We start from the raw sequence: 18,810 nt of genomic DNA, 5'->3' as shown, positions 1-18,810 counted from the left end.
CGATGCATGGATATAGAACCGAATTTTTCCAAGGGTAATACATATGGATTTTCGCAGTACGCAATTTGGCAAAGGTCGCACAAAAGAGCCCGCACCAGAAAAGTCGATTGTTTCAACGCTGACAAAACGTGAAAAATCGACATCGGCGCAAGAGGAAAGCCGCGCGATTATTCCGCCTAAAGCCCCGCGCAATATCGAAGAAACGGGCCTTGGCACCGTATTTATGCGCGATATTTTGATCAAAACGATTTTCCGCACCAATCTTGAAACAGTATCTCAAATGTCCAAGGTGTTATGTGTCGGCGCCCCCGTTGTGAACGAATTGATCACCATTTGTCGCGACCAACAATTGATTGAAACACTTGGTAAAACGGGTGACACGGAAAATTCCGAGCTCCGCTATCAATTGACAGAAAACGGCAAAGCGCGCGCAATCGAAGCATTCATGCAATCCGAATATTTCGGTGCAATGCCAGTGCCAATGTCCATGTTCGCCGAACAAGTTGAGCGCCAATCCGTATCCCATTTGACGATCAAAAAGGAACGTTTGGTTGAAAAATTCAAAGGGGTTGTGATCAGTGCATCATTGCTCGATCAAATCGGCCCTGCGGTAAATTCGGGCAAATCTGTTTTGTTTTACGGCCCACCTGGCAATGGTAAATCAACACTTGCTGGGCGCATTCGCGATGCCATCGGTGAAAAAATCTATATCCCCAGATTTTTGGAATATCAGAGCCAAGTTATCTCGCTTTATGATCCGATTGTGCATGAACAAGCCGTCGAAGAACATGACGACATCAGCGCATTGCGTGTACGCGCGGATCGTTTTGATGCGCGATATGTTCTTTGTCGCCGTCCCGCGGTTTTAACAGGTGGTGAATTGCGCCTTGATATGTTGGATTTGATTTACAATCCAGTGTCCAAAACCTATCAGGCTCCGTTACAGTTAAAATCAACTGGCGGTTTGTTTATCGTCGATGACCTTGGGCGTCAGGTTGATCCACCACAGGCCATGATTAACCGCTGGATTACCCCGATGGAAGCGGGCGAAGATATCCTTGCGCTTAACTCGGGTGAAAAATTCCTTGTGCCATTTGACACGCTGGTTATTTTTTCAACCAACTTTCACCCCAAAGAAATCTTTGATGGTGCTGCGTTGCGACGGATTAATTCCAAAATTCTGATTGATGCGCCAAATCGCGAACAGCTATTGCAAATCATGATGTTGGTGGCCAAAGCCAAAGGGGTTAAATTGCCCGAAGAAGTCGCCATTCATCTGTTCACCGAAAAATATCCTTCGGTGGATAATAAATACGCGGCCTACCAGCCTGGGTTCCTGATTGAACAGATGTTGACGATCTGTGCTTATGAGGGGCGCGAGCCACAGTTAACACCAGAACTGCTTGATCGCGCGTGGGAAAACCTGTTTGTCGCCGATTCAATTATCGAAAAATAACAACTTACAAAGCATTCGAAATTTTAAAATCCCTTGCAATAAAGCGTTGCAAGGGATTTTCTGTTTTCATGTCACAGCATGAATTCAATTTTTCGGGTGAAAAACTGGTTGCAAACCATTCCGGTTCTTTGTGGTGGCCGAATGAAAAACTGTTGTGTGTGTCCAACATCCATCTGGCAAAATCAGCCCAACACAGCAAAGCGTATAAAAATATGCTGCCCCCGTTTCATACCCAAGAAAGTCTTGCGCGATTGGGCGATGATATAAAACGACTGAACCCTGAAATTGTGGTTTGCCTTGGGAATAGCTTTGATGAATTGAAGTCACTTGATTCATTACATAGCGTTGATCACAAACGGCTATCCGCCCTCACCGCTGGTCGTCGCTGGGTTTGGATCGACGGGGATTCCAATGCTGGCCCCGTTGATTTGGGAGGAAGCCATAAAAATGTGTTTCACCACAAAGATATTTGTTTTCGCAACCAAGCCACCCAAACGGGTGTCCGTGAAATTTCAGGATATTACAATCCTTCTAAAATTGTGAATGCAAATGGAAAAACCACAAATCACCGGTGTTTCATGGTGGATGACAACCGCATTATTATGCCTGCGTTTTCACAAGGGGATGAACCGTCACATGCGAATAACACAACCCTAGATTTGTTGATGCATGATAGCGCTATCGCAATAACGTTGGGACAGAAAATAAAATCCGTTTTATTGAAATAAACTGGCTTTGCGTACCTTGTAAGTTTGTAACAAAATCTTATCTCTTGGTTAACGCGGGGGGTGGAACCTTGCGTTAGGGCTGGTTGCAAGTAAGTTTAATGAGTATCAGTTCAATTGGTAATGCTGGCACCAGCCTACTATTTTCATAAACATATTTCTGTCCATTCTATCGCTTCAAATGTCTTATTTAGGCTTGTGAATTATCGCGTTCATGCCAATCTGGTTTCAGGAGGCATGCCAATGCGATATTCGGCGCTCAGTATTATTAAAAACGGATTGACGGGGAATAAGGGCTGGAAACCTGTCTGGCGTGAACCCGATCCAAAACAACATTATGATATCGTCATCGTTGGTGGTGGTGGGCATGGTTTGGCCACCGCACATTATCTGTCAAAAAAATATGGCGTCACCAATGTTGCCGTTTTGGAAAAAGGGTGGCTTGGTTCTGGCAATATCGGGCGCAATACAACGATTGTGCGATCCAACTATTTGCTGGATGGCAATCAACCATTTTACGAACATTCAATGAAGCTTTGGGAAGGTTTGGAAACCGACCTGAATTACAACGTCATGATGTCACAACGCGGGATTTTGAACCTTGCGCATTCTGATGCACAACGCGATGCATTTGCGCGCCGTGGCAATGCGATGCTGATGTCTGGTGCGGATGCCGAATTGCTGGATATTGACGCGGTTCGCGACATGGTGCCATTTTTGAATTTTGACAACGCGCGTTTTCCCATCAAAGGTGGATTGTTGCAACGCCGCGCGGGCACTGCACGCCATGATGCGGTGGCATGGGGTTATGCCCGCAGCGCCGATAGCCATGGCGTGGACATTATCCAAAATTGCGAAGTCACCGGTTTCACCATACATGATGGCAAATGCACAGGTGTTCAAACCACCCGCGGCACCATCAGCGCGAACAAAGTTGGCGTTTGCGTCGCGGGATCGTCAAGCATGGTGATGGCCAAGGCTGGGATGCGGCTCCCGATTGAAAGCCATGTTTTACAAGCCTTCGTCAGCGAAGGGCTTAAACCGACCATTCCAGGCGTTGTGACATTCGGCGCTGGTCATTTATATATCAGTCAATCAGATAAAGGTGGCTTGGTCTTTGGTGGCGATATTGATGGTTACAACAGCTACGCCCAACGCGGAAACCTCCCCGTCATTGAACATGTTGCCGAGGATATGATGGCCTTGATGCCATTTCTGGGCCGTGCGCGATTGTTGCGTATGTGGGGCGGCGTTATGGATATGTCGATGGATGGGTCACCGATCATTGATAAAACACATATTGATGGGCTCTATTTCAATGGTGGATGGTGTTATGGCGGGTTCAAGGCCACACCTGCATCCGGTGATGCCTATGCACATCTTCTGGCCACCGACCGCCCGCATGAAACAGCAACACAATACCATTTGGATCGATTTGCACGTGGTGCAATGATCGATGAAAAAGGCGCTGGCGCGCAACCAAACTTGCATTAACGGGTAGGAACGCAATGATTATTCACCACCCTCTCCTTGGCCCACGCGACGCTTCCGAATTTGTCCATTTGGGTGATGCAACTTTGTTATCGCGGCCCGATTGGCAGGCGGATGATGCAATCGCGCAATTTCATGAATATCTGTATCAACGCGAAAACCCAGCGGGTGAATATCGCGAATTATGGTATCACGAACAAGGTGATCGCAGTTGGCTCATCATCACACGCAATACTCTGACACATGAGATTAGTTCAGTTGAACTGGCGCGTGATGTGGCGCGCAAAGGTTCGGCGTCATGACCCAGATAAACCGATTATCAGGTGGAAAAATCAATCGCGACAAGCCTTGTACATTTACCTTTAATGGCAAAATATTACAGGGTTATCAAGGTGATACATTGGCATCCGCGCTTCTTGCGAATGGGATCAATCTGGTGGGGCGCTCGTTTAAATATCATCGCCCACGCGGGATTTTTTCCGCAGGATCAGAAGAGCCAAATGCATTGGTGCAACTGCGACAAGCTGCGTCAAACGAGCCGAACACCCGCGCCACCGTAACAGAGCTTTACGATGGTTTATACGCGACCAGCCAAAATCATCGCGGCCCATTAAATTTCGACCTTATGGCAGCAACGGATTTGCTTTCGCCATTTTTAGGGGCTGGGTTTTATTATAAAACCTTTATGTGGCCACGCGCGTTTTGGGAAAAACTCTACGAACCAATAATTCGCGCAAGTGCAGGATTGGGCAAGCTGTCGGGCGAAGAAGACCCCGACATCTACGACAAAGGTTTTTTGCATTGTGATCTGTTAATTATTGGTGCGGGCCCTGCGGGGCTTGCCGCGGCACGCGTGGCGGCACACGCAGGTGCACAAGTCATCATCGCAGACGAAGATTTTTTATTGGGCGGAAGGCTGAACAGCGAACGCCATGAAATCGATGGCATTCCCGCCGATCAATGGGCATCCGAAACACTTGCTCAGCTTCAGGAATTTGGCAATGTGCGCATCTTGCCACGCACCACGGTGTTGGGTGCATTCGATCATGGTATTTACAGTGCCCTTGAGCGCAAAACCGATCATCAATTGCACAGCAACGGAAAGCCGCGTCAGGTGTTATGGCGCATCTATTCGAAACGCGCGATACTGGCCAGTGGCGCAACCGAACGCTCAATTGCGTTTCCAAACAATGACCGCCCTGGCATCATGTTGGCAGGTGCCGTGCGCAGCTATGCCAAACGTTACGGTGTCGCTGCGGGTAAACAGATTTCAATTTTCACCAACAATCATTCTGGCTGGCAGATTGCACAAGATCTGGTTGATCAGGGCGTAAAAATCACCGCAATCGTTGATACACGCGACATACCCCCACCCGCCACATTTTCAGGTGTTGCAATCATGATGGGTACACAGGTTGTGAACACTACTGGGCGCAAAGCTTTGCGTTCAATTACTTTGTCCAATGGACATGTCATACAAACCGATTGCTTGGCGGTGGCGGGGGGGTGGTCACCCAATGTGCATCTCACATGCCATCAACGTGGTCGCCCAGAATGGCGCAACGATATCGCAGCCTTTGTTCCATCTAAATCAAGACCAGTCGGGATGTCGGTTGTTGGTGCTGCGAATGGCGATCTCACGCTTGGCGCGGCCATCAAATCCGCACATCAAACCACCAATGCTGTTCTGAAATCGATCGGCTTTCAAACCAAGCGAACCCAACCGCCACGCGCAATTGACGAAGCTTTTGCCATTACGCCATTTTGGCATGTTGCCAATCAAAAACACCGCGCTTGGGTGGATTTGCAAAATGATGTCACCACCAAGGATATCAAACTATCCCAAACAGAAGGGTTTCACGCGGTAGAGCATCTCAAACGCTACACCACACTTGGCATGGCCACAGATCAAGGGAAAACATCGAATGTTCTGGGGCTGGCCGTCATGGCAGAGATGTTAGGAAAACCCATTCCCGAAACGGGTACAACCATATTTCGCCCCCCCTATACCCCTGTCGCCATGGGCGCATTGGGCGGGCGGGCGCGGGACAAAAATTACGCACCCATTCGCAAAACCCCCAGCCATCAATGGGCCAGTGAACAGAATGCCGTATTCGTTGAAACAGGTAACTGGCTTCGTGCGCAATGGTATCCAAAACTTGGCGAAACACATTGGCGTGAATCTGTGGATCGCGAGGTATTGGCAACGCGAAAATCTGTTGGTATTTGCGATGTCACAACGCTTGGCAAAATCGATATCCAAGGCACAGACGCCGCTGCATTCCTCAATTTCATCTATGCCAATCCATTTCTCAAGGTGCCTGTTGGCAAGGTGCGATATGGCCTGATGTTGCGCGAAGATGGCATTTGTTACGATGATGGCACCACTGCGCGATTGGGTGAAAATCATTTCGTGATGACCACAACAACCGCCAATGCCGTATTGGTTTATCGTCGCATGGAATTTGCTCGCCAATGTCTTTGCCCCGAAATGGATGTTCATTTGATTTCAACGACAGATGCATGGGCGCAATATGCCATTGCTGGGCCTAATTCGCGCGCTCTACTCGCTAAAATTGTGGATAACCAAGACCTATCGAACGAAGTATTTCCATTCATGGCATGTGGTGAAATCACGATTTGTAACGGTATTCCCGCACGCCTGTTTCGAATTTCATTTTCTGGCGAACTTGCCTATGAACTCGCGGTTCCAACACGTTACGGCGATTCCTTGATCCGCGCCTTGATGGCCGAAGGGCAAGAATTCGACGCAACACCATATGGTACCGAAGCGCTCAGCGTTATGCGGATTGAAAAAGGTCACGTTGTTGGAAATGAAATCAATGGCACAACTACCGCTTTAAACCTTGGGATGGGCGGCATGGTTTCACAGAAAAAGGATAGCATCGGCGCAACTCTATCCCAACGAGAAGTTCTGATTAACGACAATGTGGTGCGTTTGGTTGGATTGCAGCCCGTTGATAAATCTCACGCACTTCAAGCCGGCGCACATTTCCTTGAATTGGGTTCCAAACCAACCACCCAAAACGACTTGGGCTGGATGACATCTGTTGCCCATTCTCCGACATTCGGACATTCCATCGGGCTAGGCTTTGTTAAAAATGGTCATATGCGTCACGGGGATATTATTCGTGCATGGGATGGCATCCGCGGTCGCGATATCCCAGTTAAAATTGTTTCGCCTCATATGTACGACCCAGAAGGAGCGATCCAACGTGGCTAAACCAACCTTACAATCACGATCACGGCTCGCAGGCTTTGCAACAGAGATTGGTGGTATCTCGCTTCGTGAAATCTGTGATATTTCTATTATCTCAATTGCAAAACCGTTGCATGATCACGCGCTTTTTGACCAAAACTTCATTGAACTGTTCAATCAAGCACCCCCGCTTGCACCAACATCGCTACGATTGAAATCACCAAACTGTCGCGTCTTTCAAACTCAGATCGATCAATGGTTCGTCATTGGCGAAACAAACACAATACAAGACAAATTTGATTATGTGACGGACCAATCCGATGGCTGGGTTGCACTGGAAATTTCCGGGGAAAATGTCATTCTCGCATTGGAACGTATCTGCCCGATTGATCTTCACACTGATAAATTTTTGATCGGACATTTCGCCCGCACGATGATGGAACACATGGGCTGTATAATCTTGCGAACAGATACACAAACCTATCAACTCTTTAGCGCAAGTTCATCCGCCGAAAGCTTTCTTCACGCTGTGGAAACGTCAATCCATAACGTGACTTGATCTTTCGATCATTCCAAATGTTCAAAATATCCGCGCCGCAGGCATAATCCCTAGGCTGTCAGGCCCTCTGGTTCTTCCAAACCATTTGCGCGGCAACAGGCGGTCAACGTATTGGCCAAAAGACAGGCAATCGTCATTGGGCCGACACCACCGGGCACGGGAGTAATCGCGCCCGCTTTTTCCTTGGCTGTTTCAAAATCCACATCGCCAACAAGTTTGGATTTTCCTTCAATCGTTGGGTGCGGAATGCGGTTGATACCAACGTCAATAACCGTTGCACCTTTACCGATCCAATCACCGGTGATCATCTCTGGGCGTCCAACTGCGGCAACCACGATATCGGCATTTGCACAAAGCTCTTCGATGTTTTTCGTGCGGCTATGTGCAATTGTGACGGTACAACTGTCACGCAACAACAAATTTGCCATTGGTTTACCCACGATATTCGACCGTCCCACAACAACGGCGTTCAATCCAGACAGGCTCCCGTGGTGGTCACGTAACATCATCAAACATCCCAATGGGGTGCATGGCACCATTGATTTTTGCCCAGTTCCCAAAAGACCAACATTGGAAATATGAAACCCATCAACATCTTTGGACGGTATAATCGAATTAATCACCAATTCTTCGTTCAGATGATTTGGCAAAGGAAGCTGACATAAAATTCCATGCACGCTGGGATCATTGTTCAACTGATCAATCAATGCCAATAAATCCGCCTCAGATGTATCCACCGGCAATTTATGTTCAAAACTATTCATCCCAACTTCGATGGTGGATATATGCTTGTTGCGCACATAAACCTCTGATGCAGGATCTTCACCGACTAGAACAACGGCAAGACCTGGAACAATATGATTTTCCTCTTTCAGGCGTGCAACATGGTTTGCCACCTTGGTTCGAACGCGCACTGCAAATTCTTTCCCATCAATAATTTTAGCAGTCATGTTCACACCTTTTCATTATTCATAGCCCGCGTTCATTTTAAACGCGGGCCAATTGGTTGGTAAAATTAAAATAGACCGTCGATGACGCCATCGTCATTAATGCAAATGGCTTCGGCGGATGGGATACGTGGCAGACCTGGCATTGTCATGATTTCACCACAGATCACCACAATGAAACCAGCACCAGCAGAAAGCCGCACTTCTCGCACCGGAACCGAATGGCCAACAGGTGCTCCGCGCAGGTTTGGATCGGTGCTAAAGCTGTATTGCGTTTTCGCCATACAGACTGGCAGGTTGCCATAACCCTGTTCTTCCCATTGTTTTAGCTGATCTCGAATTTTCTTATCTGCCAATACTTCGTCAGCGCGGTAAATGCGTTTGGCAATGGTTTCCACCTTTTCGAACAAAGGCATTTCATCGGGATAGATCGGAGCAAAACTTGCCATATCCGCATCAGCAATTTGTGCCACCCGCGTCGCCAAATCTTTGGAACCTTCTGATCCAAATTCCCAATGTTTGGATAGGATCGCTTCGGATCCTTGGCTGGCAACGAAATCTTTTACGGCTTGTACTTCGGCATCGGTATCGGTGACAAAATGGTTAATCGCAACCACCACAGGCACACCAAATGATTTCAGATTTTCAATATGACGGCCAAGGTTTGGGCAACCATTTTTCACTGCATCCACATTTTCCGCACCCAAATCGGCTTTGGCCACACCACCGTTCATTTTCATTGCACGCACAGTGGCAACCAAAACAACCACGCTTGGTGCGATGCCTGCTTTACGACATTTGATATTAAGGAATTTTTCCGCACCAAGATCGGCGCCAAAACCCGCTTCTGTCACCACATAATCCGCCAACTTCAATGCGGTGGTCGTGGCAACAACCGAATTACAACCATGCGCAATATTTGCAAAGGGCCCACCGTGTACGAATGCTGGATTGTTTTCCAACGTTTGAACGATGTTTGGCTGCATCGCCTGTTGCAACAACACCGTCATCGCACCATCAGCCTTGATATCGCGGCAATACACTGGTGTGCGATCACGGCGATAAGCCACGATAATATCACCAAGACGTTTTTGCAGATCGTCGATATCAAGTGCCAGACACAAAATCGCCATCACTTCGGATGCAACGGTAATATCGAAACCGGCTTGGCGTGGGAAACCGTTTGATACGCCACCAAGGCTGGTGACAATGTCACGCAATGCCCGATCGTTCATATCCAACACGCGGCGCCAAACGACACGGCGCTGGTCAATTTCCAGCTCGTTACCCCAATAAATATGATTATCAATCATCGCTGACAAAAGGTTGTGTGCCGATGTGATCGCATGGAAATCACCCGTGAAATGAAGGTTCATATCCTCCATTGGAACCACTTGTGCATAACCACCACCAGCGGCACCACCCTTCATCCCAAAACATGGGCCAAGGGATGCTTCGCGAATACAGATCGCAGCCTTTTTGCCAATGGCATTTAATCCATCACCCAAACCAACCGTGGTGGTGGTTTTCCCCTCACCCGCGGGTGTTGGGTTAATCGCGGTTACCAAGATCAGCTTGCCGTCTTCTTTGTTACGTTGTGCGGCGATAAATTCCGCGCTGACCTTTGCCTTGTCATGACCAAATGGCAAAAGATCATCACTGGGGATGCCCAGTTTCGCACCGATTTCTTGAATCGGTTTCTTTTTCGCCTCGCGTGCGATTTCGATGTCGGTCTTATAGGCCATATTCAAGCTCTCCCAGAGAAATGTGATAACTATCTATGGCGCGATTTGTAAGCCAAGACGCAGATAAAAACCGACACAAAACGCATCTGAATCGGCTTTGAGCGGTTTTTACGTTTCATATCCGAAACCTTGTTCCCCAAAAGAAAAGACCCGCCATTGGCGGGCCTCTTTTTTATGCGGTTGGTTCGGGTTCCAATCCCGCGTCAGGTTTGCGCGGTTTCTTCTTGGTTTTTGGAATTGCTGCAACGCTTGGTTTTGCATCGCCCGATGGTTTGTCATCGTCGTCATCTTCGCCGATTTTCTTGCCATCAATGACCTTTTGAATTTCTTCGCCAGTCAGCGTTTCGTATTCCAACAAACCCTGCGCCAGACGTTCAAATTCTTTGCTTTTCTTTTTCAAGATGCTGGTCGCGGTTTTGTAACCTTCGTCAATCAGGCGCTTCACTTCGTCTTCGATCAATTCTTTGGTTTTTGCAGAAATTGAAAAACCGCCGACATTGCCGCCTGTGTAACCTTCATGCGCAGCTTGGTAATCAATGTCACCAACCTTGTCGGACATGCCCCAGCGCATCACCATTGAACGCGCCATTGCCGATGCTTGTTGGATGTCACCACTTGGTCCACTGGTCACTTGGTCTTCGCCGTATTTCAATATTTCGGCAGCTTTACCAGCCATCACCATCGCCAAATATTGCTCACAACCGATTCGGCTGTATTGCAATTTGTCCATTTCAGGCAAGGAAATCACCATACCCAAGGCTTGCCCACGTGGAATAATGGTGGCCTTGTAAACTGGATCACATTCTTCCAATGACAAACCAACCAAGGCATGCCCTGCTTCGTGATAGGCGGTTTTTTCCTTTTGTTTTTCGGTCAAAACCATTGAGCGGCGCTCAGACCCCATCATCACCTTATCTTTGGCGAATTCAAAATCCTCCATGGTGACGAAACGTTTGCCAGTGCGCGCAGCGGTCAACGCGGCCTCATTCACCAGATTGGCAAGGTCCGCACCCGAAAATCCAGGTGTACCACGTGCAATGATGCGCAAATCCACATCAGGGCCAAGTGGCGTTTTGCGTGCGTGCACTTCTAAAATTTTCTCGCGGCCTTTGATGTCTGGGTTTGGCACCTGAATTTGGCGATCGAAACGACCGGGGCGTTTTAATGCAGGGTCCAAAACATCCGGACGGTTGGTTGCAGCCAACAGGATCACGCCCTCGTTTGCCTCAAACCCATCCATTTCAACCAGCAATTGGTTCAACGTTTGCTCGCGCTCATCGTTACCACCGCCGTAACCTGCGCCACGATGGCGACCAACGGCGTCGATCTCGTCGATAAATACAATACAAGGTGCGTTCTTTTTGGCCTGTTCAAACATGTCGCGCACACGCGATGCACCAACACCCACAAACATTTCAACAAAATCAGAACCAGAGATAGAGAAAAACGGAACACCCGCCTCGCCCGCGATAGCACGCGCCAACAATGTTTTACCTGTACCAGGAGGGCCGATTAGCAACGCACCTTTTGGGATTTGGCCGCCAAGACGCGAGAATTTTTGCGGATCGCGCAAAAACTCTACGATTTCTTCTAGCTCTTCTTTGGCTTCGTCGATGCCGGCAACATCATCAAATGTTTTACGATCTTCGTTTTGATTCAACATTTTTGCTTTGGATTTACCAAAGCTCATCGCGCCACCCTTGCCGCCACCTTGCATGCGGTTCATGAAATAAATCCACACCCCAATCAGCAATAAAATCGGCAAGAAGTATTTGGCAAAAAATTCGAATGCCGTTTCGCCTTGTGGCTCCGCTGTCACTTCGACATCTGCATCAAGCAGCTTTTTAATCAATTCGCCTTCGTCATAGGGCACTACGGCGCGGTATTTTGTACCTGCGTTATCTTCGATCACGACATTTTCGCCGTTAAGCTGTGCGGTTTTCACTTCGCCCGCTTCGACTTTTTCCATCAATTCGGAATAAACCAATCGATCCGATGGTGTGTTCGCGGCGCCATTAAAGATGTTGAACATCGCCATTAAAAGGAAAAAGCCAACGATATAAAATATCAGGTTTCTGCTGTTGCCCAAGGTAATTCTCCTAAATCCTGTCGCGAAGGTACGACAGATTCTATTTTGCCCATTAAACTTAAGGCTATTTTCAAAAGATTCAATGCGTCAGGATCGACGTCAAGAACTCGTGATAACCCCACGTCAATCGACAGGTGTAGCCATTGCACATACCCGCAATTGGCGCGGCTATCAATTCCTCTTTTCGCCAAATGGCCGGCGTGGCCATCAACGCGTATCGTGAAAACCCAAGTTCACGCCAATCTGTAACTTGCGAAATACCCGTTTCGCCCAACGGCGCAACAATCACGTCACTGGATTTTTGCGCCGATGTAATTTCCCAAACATTATCAAAAAGATTGGTAATTCCTTGTTGTGACGACATGGCATTGGGTTCGCGCGAAATTTCAATCATCTTATCCACTCGTAACCGAAGCAGACAACCGTTTAACGACGCTGATTGCCCTGACAATAATCGCCCAACAACCATTTCCAACGCATTTAAGCGCGGAGGATAGATGCCGCCTGAAATTTGTTTTAAACAATGCGCGACAAGACGAAGGCGTAATTCGGCATCAAGCACGCAAAATTTCGCTTTATCTATTAAAATAGATCCAGCGCCCGTGACTTGGCAAATATCACTGGCTGCATTCGACAATGCGTTTTCCAGATAATGACGTGCGCGTTTCATATTATTCGCCGTGGTCATAATCCCATGCGTGGATAATCCCGCGTCTTTGATATCTTGTAATATATTACGCAACTTTACACGATCAAATCGCGTTTCAGTATTGCTTGGGTCATCAACCCAAGTTTGATTGATGGATACAAGGTAGTCACGCAGATCTTGCCGATTATATTCAAGCAATGGACGCATCCACGTCAAGCCATCAGCAACTTCAATTGGAAAAATGCCACTGATCCCATCCACACCCGACCCCCGTAGCAATCGCATCAAAACCGTTTCGGCCTGATCATCCTTGGTATGGCCAATCATGATGGTTTGAATTGCGTTTTTCTTGGCCCATTGAGACAAAAGATGTTTACGCGCATTTCGCGCCGCATCTTGCAGATTTCCCTGCTGATCCCAACCCGACCAAATCAATGTTTCATGTGCGATCCCGCGTTTCGCACAAAATTCAGCAACAAATGCGGCCTCTGATGCGGCCTCTTTGCGCAGATTGTGGTTCACCGTTGCAACGAAGAGGTTTCGCTCGTTTTGTGCGCACCAATCGGCAAGCAGGGTTAACATGGCAATTGAATCGCTTCCCCCTGAAACCGCCGCACCAATCGCACCATCGCTAAGCGCGGTTAAACATTGATTAAATGGGGTTAAGTCAAGCGATGTCTTTTGCGTATTCAAGAACAACCAAGCTCGATTGCTTCGGCGTTTGCTTGGCCAACTGCCGTATCATTTGGGTATCGTGTTGCGATACTGTTTAACGTTTGGCAAGCTTGCTCGGTTTTACCCAAACGCGCCAATCCGATGCCAAGCCCCAACATAGCCTTGCCCGCATGTTCGCTTGCTCCGTCTTGTTTCAAACTGGCCAAGAAATTTCGCGATGCATCATTCCAATTGCCAAGGCTCGCCTGTGCTTCACCTTGCCAATATTGCGCGGATGCGGTCAGAGGTGAACCTGGGTAATTTTGCAAAAATGATGCAAATTGGGTTTCTGCGCCCGCGGCGTCGCCCGACTGAAACATTGCAACAGCGGTTTCATAGTCCGATTTTTCAGCAACGGCCAATTCCATGCCTGCACCAGTATCAACAGTTGCAGATGGTGCCGCACCCACATCACCACCCAAAGTTGGTGTTTTGCCAAGCTGGGTAATATCGCCACCTTCCAGTTCAACCAACCGAAATTCCAAATCACCAATACGGTTAGTGCCGTCTTTGACAATTTGATCGATGCGATATTCCAGTTGTTCAATCTGCCCCGTGATCCGGCGCAAATCATTTTCAACTTGATCCACCCGCAACAATGCTGGGCCCGAATTTGCGGGCGCCGTTGCATTGCCCGTTTCCGACAATTCGTTTCGCAGATTTTGAATTTCTGCATATAGATATGTCATCTCGGCACGGATATCGGCCAATGTCTGGCTGTTATCTTGTGCGCTGGCATCGAACGCAAAAAATGCGATCGATGCGGTCAAGACAAATGATTTGGCCAATTTCATCACGTTTTCCTAGCTTCCCAATCCGCCAGCAACCACGGTCACTGCGCGGCGGTTTTTGGCATAACAAACTTCTGTTGAACATACTTCCAACGGACGTTCTTTGCCATAGGTGATGGTTTTCAGACGTGAATCTGGCACACCTTTGCTTGCAAGATAATTTGATACAGAACTTGCGCGACGCGCACCTAGGGCAAGGTTATATTCACGTGTGCCTTGCTCATCCGCATGACCTTCGATCAAAATCGTCACATTTGGATTTGCGATCAACCAGCCCGCTTGTTTATCCAATGTTGCGGCACCTTCGGGTGAAAGCTGTACCTGATCAACGGCGAACAACACGCGATCACCAATTGTTTCTTTGAAATATGCGATGCTGGATGGGTCCAGACTTGATGATGAAATGTTATCAGAATTTCCCACCATTCCCGCATTTGCGCCATTTGCACCGTTGACGCCATCCATCGGTCCGTCATCCAAACCTTTGTTTTTGTCACATGCTGCAACGCTTAACACCGCAATCGCGGCAATCGCTAATTTTGTAATCTGCATTTGCTCTACCTTTTTATCGCGGATTTTCCGCTGGTTATTGTTATTTGGGCACCGCCCACTTTCCTTAGTTTAACAGATTTGACCACGCAGGATCAGACCCAAAAGTTGGGGTTGGAATTTTTTTCAAATTTCGCCCCGTAATATCAACCGAATGTAACGATGGTGCGCCACTTTCCCCCGGTGTTTCACGAAAAAACATCACAACGCGCCCGTTGGGCGACCATGTTGGACCCTCGTCCAAAAAAGAGGCAGTTAACAATTTTTCATTACTGCCATCTGTGCGCATCACACCAATGTGGAACCGGCCATTGACCATCTTTGTAAACGCAATCATGTCACCACGCGGCGACCAGACCGGCGTGCCATATCGCCCGTTGCCATTGCTGACCTTGCGAACGCCACTACCGTTAACATCCATAATGTAAATTTGTTGTCCGCCACCGCGATCCGATTCAAAAACAAGTTGCGAACCATCTGGTGAAAAACTTGGCGCGGTTTCAATCGCCGCTGAATCTGTCAAACGCGTTTTTTGCCCCGATTGAATATCCATCATATAAATATCGGTGTTACCGCGATCCGCAAGTGACATAACAACCTTGGTTCCATCAGGCGAAAATCGTGGCGCAAAGGTCATACCGGGTGTTTGATCAAGTGCACGTCGCGCAAGCGTATCCACATTCATCGTAAACACCGTTGGCTGCCCTGTTTCATAACTCGTATAAACAATTTCACGTGCATTTGGTGAAAAGCGCGGAGCCAATACGATTGAATTACTATCAGTAAGATAGCGAATGTTCGCACCATCATAATCCATAACCGCTAGGCGTTTTTTACGATCATTTTTTGCACCTTCTTCGGCGATATAAACAACGCGGCTATCGAAATAGCCTTCTTCACCAGTTAGGCGTGCATAAATCACATCGGCCACCTTATGCGCCATGCGCCGCCAGCTGTCCGATCCAGCGACAAATTGCATGCCTTCACCAATATTGCGCTGTCCGGTGACATCGTGCAGGCGAAATTGCAATGTAAGCTTGCCATCCGCATTGGTCGCATTGCCTGTCACCAACGCATCAGCGTTGATCGCTTTCCAATTAGCATATTCAACTGGCGCAGAAAAATCTGTTACCGTTGAAATATGCGCATCCTGTGGAATGGCGCGAAACAATCCAGTTCCGACCAAATCCTGAATGATAACATCTGTCACTTTTTGTGCATATTCACCTGCGCCATTTCCCACCACAAATGTTGGCACGGCAATGGGCATAGGTTCGATGATGCCCTCTTCAATGGTAATGCGCAATGCGCCTTCTTCTTGGGCGCAAACCCAATACGGTTGGGCGGCAATCACACTTGCGATTGCAAGTGATTTCAAGAAATTCGTCATTTCACACTCACTGATTTAGGCCCGAACACAATCGAAAGATTACGCCAAGAAGCGTAGCTTTGAACAGGCAATTGATAAGGTTGGCAACGCGTCAAAGCGCGACGCGCCATGCTAAAACCATCCGATCTGGCAAAATTATCGGCGGTCCAATTGGTTAGTTTTGGGCTACTTAACATGAACCCTTGTTTATTTAACGCAACACGTAATGTGATACGGTTATCGTTATTTTCTGCAAACAATTGCGGAGATTTCCAACACGCCGCGATCTGTGCCGCAACCGAATTTTTGGCAACACGCGGCAGCAAATTCGCATTGTTTGTTGCTGTTTTTGCAACCTTTTCTGCTGACTTTGTTGCCGCTTTCTTTGGTTGGAATGCGGTTGGGTTCAATTTTCTTTCGCGCATTTTTGCACGTGCAATGTCTTTTTCCTTGGCAAATTTCGCAATCATGGCCACGTTGAACTGCGCCATTGCGTTTGGCGGGTCCTGTGCAATGGGATCTTGATTGACTTCCAAATCGGTAACCTTGGTTAGCTCTGCCTTTTCCATCGTTTCATTGGAAGGAGGCGTGGCATCTGTCACCGATGCTACGGCACTTGGCATTGACGCTTCGATCGAATTTTTCTGTGCTTCTTCCAGCTTTTTCTGAGCTGAGGCCAATTCACGTTGGCGTTTTTCTGCGGCTGCTTTGTTGCGCGCCGCAAGTTTTTGCGCACGTTCTTGTGCCGCCTTTAACTCTTGTAATTTTGCGGCTTCTTTTTCTTGTGCAAGTTTGCGCTGTGCGATCCGCTTTTGTCGTTTTTCTTCTGCAACGCGTTCCGCCTCTTTTTGATCGGCAATTTCTTTGGCTTTTGCGGCAAGCTCGGCTGGGGTTTCTTCTGTTTTTGTCACACTCTGTTGGGCAATTTCGCTGCCTGTTTCCGCCACAGGATCAACAGGTGGTGTTGCCACATCTTTTTCAACATCTTGTGCTGTGGTTTGCGATTGTCTTTTGATTTCGGCGGTGGTGACTTTGCTCGCTATGAATTGTGCGGCGACCTCTTGTTCATGCTCTTCTGCCGCCAGTTTCACCATCCGTTCACGTTCGATTTGCTCTTCGATTGCTTTGTTCTTGGCAATCTCGGCGATACGATCACGTTCTTTTTGATCGGCGATTTCTTTGGCTTTCGCGGCTTTCTCTGCAGCGGCGATATCTTCGATTTCCTTTTGCGCATTTAATGTGCGTTCGGGTACCTGATCATCGATGGCCACAACATCCGCAGGGCCACCAATCCACGTTGCCGCGACCAAGCCCCCCGACAACACCATGGCGCAAACGCCACCAATAATTGTCCATTTTTCGCGATCAAAGCTCATCGCAGCACCATTTTCTTGGGGTCAAATGTGACTTCTACCTTTTTCCAAGAATCGTATTTTTCTTGGGGCAGTTTGTCATAGGGCAAGCAACGCACAATAGCAGAACGCGCAGCGCGATATGCCACTGCTGTTAGGCCAGAGTTTTCATCCCCCTCAGATAGGAAATTAATCTGCCCCTTTAAACGCCCATCAGGATGCAATTCAAATCCAACTGTAACGGCGAGCTCTTCTGCATTTTCAATGCCAAAGGGTACATTCCAGCATTCCTTGATTGCGAATATCAAACCATCCTTTTCGGATTGCGACAATGGTGAACCTTTGCGCACGTTGGATTCGCCCGCCGTTGCATTTGCAACACCAGTTTCAGCGGCGGCTGTGCGCTTTGCCTCTTCTGCTTTCAGGTCATCCAAAATCGCTTGTTCCAATGGATCAATCGCGGGTGTTGGATCGGGTTGCGTTTCCGGTTTTGGCGCGGGTTTGGGTTCTGGCTTTTCCTCTGCGGGTTCTTCCAGTTTCGCCAATTGTTGCGGGCGTCCTTTTGGGCGCACTGTCTTCATTGGATCGTTTTGGTTTAGTTCATCCGCCTCTGTCACAACCTTGGTTGTGGTTTCTTTGGGCGTTGCTTCTTCTTTTGGCTCCACCAAATCCTTGGGCTTTTCTTTTGGTGTAACAGACGGAATGGCTTGTTCCACAGGCTTGGCAATATCTTCGGGTTTTTCGGTCACCTGATCTGTCACGATATCCGCTTGTTTTGGTGCGGCCATCGCAAATTCTTCGTCTTTGACTTCGCCTGCTTGTTCGATGATTGCATCTGTGCCAACATCTGTGGTTTCAACCTCACCAACAGGTGCAGGTTCTTCAACCTCTGGCGGGCTTGATTCTGGTTCCGCGACCTCGGGTTCCACAACAGCGGGTTCGCTTGGTTGCGTGATTGATGGCGTTGGTTCGTCAATATTGGTTTCGTCCACCGTTTGGATTGTCATTGCATCCAATTCATCACCAGAAATAAGCGACACTTGTGCAACCGCCACCGTATCCTCTGGGGCGGCACGGAAAAGTTGTCCAGAAAAAATCGCAGCGGCAATCAATGCCGCATGCGCTGATGCTGATATTTTAATCCCGGTATCCAT

15 protein-coding genes are annotated in these 18,810 nt (G+C 48.2%); 6 read left to right on the top strand and 9 right to left on the bottom strand.

Going from position 1 to position 18,810, the window contains the following annotated elements; genetic code table 11:
* Positions 1–43 precede the first annotated feature (43 nt).
* From BFP76_RS06175 to BFP76_RS06150, 6 genes are all read left to right on the top strand, one after another.
* Positions 44–1,456 (top strand): ATP-binding protein, encoded by a 1,413-nt coding sequence (locus BFP76_RS06175; RefSeq protein WP_240513994.1) that lies wholly within the window; start codon positions 44–46, stop codon positions 1,454–1,456.
* A 68-nt stretch (positions 1,457–1,524) separates the two neighbouring features.
* Positions 1,525–2,184 carry a metallophosphoesterase family protein gene (locus tag BFP76_RS06170; protein ID WP_099592310.1) on the top strand — a complete coding sequence of 220 codons (660 nt, stop codon included), beginning with the start codon at positions 1,525–1,527 and terminating at the stop codon, positions 2,182–2,184.
* 240 nt (positions 2,185–2,424) lie between these two features.
* On the top strand, positions 2,425–3,675 hold the full coding sequence (locus BFP76_RS06165) for a sarcosine oxidase subunit beta family protein (RefSeq protein ID WP_099593917.1): 1,251 nt from the start codon (positions 2,425–2,427) through the stop codon (positions 3,673–3,675).
* 14 nt (positions 3,676–3,689) lie between these two features.
* The gene (locus BFP76_RS06160) at positions 3,690–3,974 is read left to right on the top strand and encodes a sarcosine oxidase subunit delta (RefSeq protein WP_099592309.1); all 285 of its coding nucleotides are present in this window, start codon (positions 3,690–3,692) and stop codon (positions 3,972–3,974) included.
* Positions 3,971–6,916: a sarcosine oxidase subunit alpha family protein gene (locus tag BFP76_RS06155; protein WP_099592308.1), complete on the top strand. Its 2,946-nt coding sequence runs from the start codon at positions 3,971–3,973 to the stop codon at positions 6,914–6,916. Before BFP76_RS06160 ends, BFP76_RS06155 begins: the two co-directional genes overlap by 4 nt.
* A complete protein-coding gene (locus BFP76_RS06150; RefSeq protein WP_240513993.1) occupies positions 6,909–7,451 on the top strand; it encodes a sarcosine oxidase subunit gamma in 543 nt (180 codons plus the stop codon). Before BFP76_RS06155 ends, BFP76_RS06150 begins: the two co-directional genes overlap by 8 nt.
* Before the next feature lie 50 nt (positions 7,452–7,501).
* Here the strand turns inward: BFP76_RS06150 and folD are convergent, their stop codons facing one another.
* The 9 genes from folD to BFP76_RS06105 form a co-directional block, all read right to left on the bottom strand.
* A complete protein-coding gene (folD, locus tag BFP76_RS06145; protein WP_099592306.1) occupies positions 7,502–8,401 on the bottom strand; it encodes a bifunctional methylenetetrahydrofolate dehydrogenase/methenyltetrahydrofolate cyclohydrolase FolD in 900 nt (299 codons plus the stop codon).
* A 65-nt stretch (positions 8,402–8,466) separates the two neighbouring features.
* The gene (locus tag BFP76_RS06140) at positions 8,467–10,143 is read right to left on the bottom strand and encodes a formate--tetrahydrofolate ligase (protein WP_099592305.1); all 1,677 of its coding nucleotides are present in this window, start codon (positions 10,141–10,143) and stop codon (positions 8,467–8,469) included.
* Positions 10,144–10,315: 172 nt separating this feature from the next.
* The gene (gene ftsH / locus BFP76_RS06135; protein ID WP_099592304.1) at positions 10,316–12,232 is read right to left on the bottom strand and encodes an ATP-dependent zinc metalloprotease FtsH; all 1,917 of its coding nucleotides are present in this window, start codon (positions 12,230–12,232) and stop codon (positions 10,316–10,318) included.
* A gap of 79 nt (positions 12,233–12,311) precedes the next feature.
* Entirely contained in the window at positions 12,312–13,574 is a 1,263-nt protein-coding gene (gene tilS / locus BFP76_RS06130; protein WP_099592303.1) for a tRNA lysidine(34) synthetase TilS, read from the bottom strand.
* Complete coding sequence (ybgF, locus tag BFP76_RS06125) at positions 13,571–14,389, bottom strand: tol-pal system protein YbgF (protein ID WP_099592302.1); 819 nt, start codon at positions 14,387–14,389, stop codon at positions 13,571–13,573. Before ybgF ends, tilS begins: the two co-directional genes overlap by 4 nt.
* 9 nt (positions 14,390–14,398) lie before the next feature.
* Positions 14,399–14,938: a peptidoglycan-associated lipoprotein Pal gene (gene pal, locus BFP76_RS06120; protein ID WP_099592301.1), complete on the bottom strand. Its 540-nt coding sequence runs from the start codon at positions 14,936–14,938 to the stop codon at positions 14,399–14,401.
* A 64-nt stretch (positions 14,939–15,002) separates the two neighbouring features.
* Positions 15,003–16,325: a Tol-Pal system beta propeller repeat protein TolB gene (tolB, locus tag BFP76_RS06115; protein ID WP_099592300.1), complete on the bottom strand. Its 1,323-nt coding sequence runs from the start codon at positions 16,323–16,325 to the stop codon at positions 15,003–15,005.
* The gene (locus tag BFP76_RS06110) at positions 16,322–17,680 is read right to left on the bottom strand and encodes a coiled-coil domain-containing protein (RefSeq protein WP_099592299.1); all 1,359 of its coding nucleotides are present in this window, start codon (positions 17,678–17,680) and stop codon (positions 16,322–16,324) included. Before BFP76_RS06110 ends, tolB begins: the two co-directional genes overlap by 4 nt.
* On the bottom strand, positions 17,677–18,810 hold the full coding sequence (locus tag BFP76_RS06105; protein WP_099592298.1) for a hypothetical protein: 1,134 nt from the start codon (positions 18,808–18,810) through the stop codon (positions 17,677–17,679). Before BFP76_RS06105 ends, BFP76_RS06110 begins: the two co-directional genes overlap by 4 nt.

The organism is Paramylibacter kogurei, from assembly GCF_002742285.1.
Taxonomy (GTDB): domain Bacteria; phylum Pseudomonadota; class Alphaproteobacteria; order Rhodobacterales; family Rhodobacteraceae; genus Amylibacter; species Amylibacter kogurei.
The sequence above is the reverse complement of the archived record's forward strand: the minus strand, read 5'-3'. Positions and strand labels throughout refer to the sequence as shown.

What these genes read in the sequence shown, in the direction of transcription:
- folD (WP_099592306.1), bottom strand. Translation starts at nt 8,401, where the DNA reads ATGACTGCTAAAATTATTGATGGGAAAGAATTTGCAGTGCGCGTTCGA.
- BFP76_RS06170 (WP_099592310.1), top strand. Translation starts at nt 1,525, where the DNA reads ATGTCACAGCATGAATTCAATTTTTCGGGTGAAAAACTGGTTGCAAAC.
- ybgF (WP_099592302.1), bottom strand. Translation starts at nt 14,389, where the DNA reads ATGAAATTGGCCAAATCATTTGTCTTGACCGCATCGATCGCATTTTTT.
- BFP76_RS06160 (WP_099592309.1), top strand. Translation starts at nt 3,690, where the DNA reads ATGATTATTCACCACCCTCTCCTTGGCCCACGCGACGCTTCCGAATTT.
- BFP76_RS06155 (WP_099592308.1), top strand. Translation starts at nt 3,971, where the DNA reads ATGACCCAGATAAACCGATTATCAGGTGGAAAAATCAATCGCGACAAG.
- BFP76_RS06175 (WP_240513994.1), top strand. Translation starts at nt 44, where the DNA reads ATGGATTTTCGCAGTACGCAATTTGGCAAAGGTCGCACAAAAGAGCCC.
- BFP76_RS06110 (WP_099592299.1), bottom strand. Translation starts at nt 17,680, where the DNA reads ATGAGCTTTGATCGCGAAAAATGGACAATTATTGGTGGCGTTTGCGCC.
- BFP76_RS06165 (WP_099593917.1), top strand. Translation starts at nt 2,425, where the DNA reads ATGCGATATTCGGCGCTCAGTATTATTAAAAACGGATTGACGGGGAAT.
- pal (WP_099592301.1), bottom strand. Translation starts at nt 14,938, where the DNA reads ATGCAGATTACAAAATTAGCGATTGCCGCGATTGCGGTGTTAAGCGTT.
- BFP76_RS06105 (WP_099592298.1), bottom strand. Translation starts at nt 18,810, where the DNA reads ATGGATACCGGGATTAAAATATCAGCATCAGCGCATGCGGCATTGATT.
- tolB (WP_099592300.1), bottom strand. Translation starts at nt 16,325, where the DNA reads ATGACGAATTTCTTGAAATCACTTGCAATCGCAAGTGTGATTGCCGCC.
- BFP76_RS06140 (WP_099592305.1), bottom strand. Translation starts at nt 10,143, where the DNA reads ATGGCCTATAAGACCGACATCGAAATCGCACGCGAGGCGAAAAAGAAA.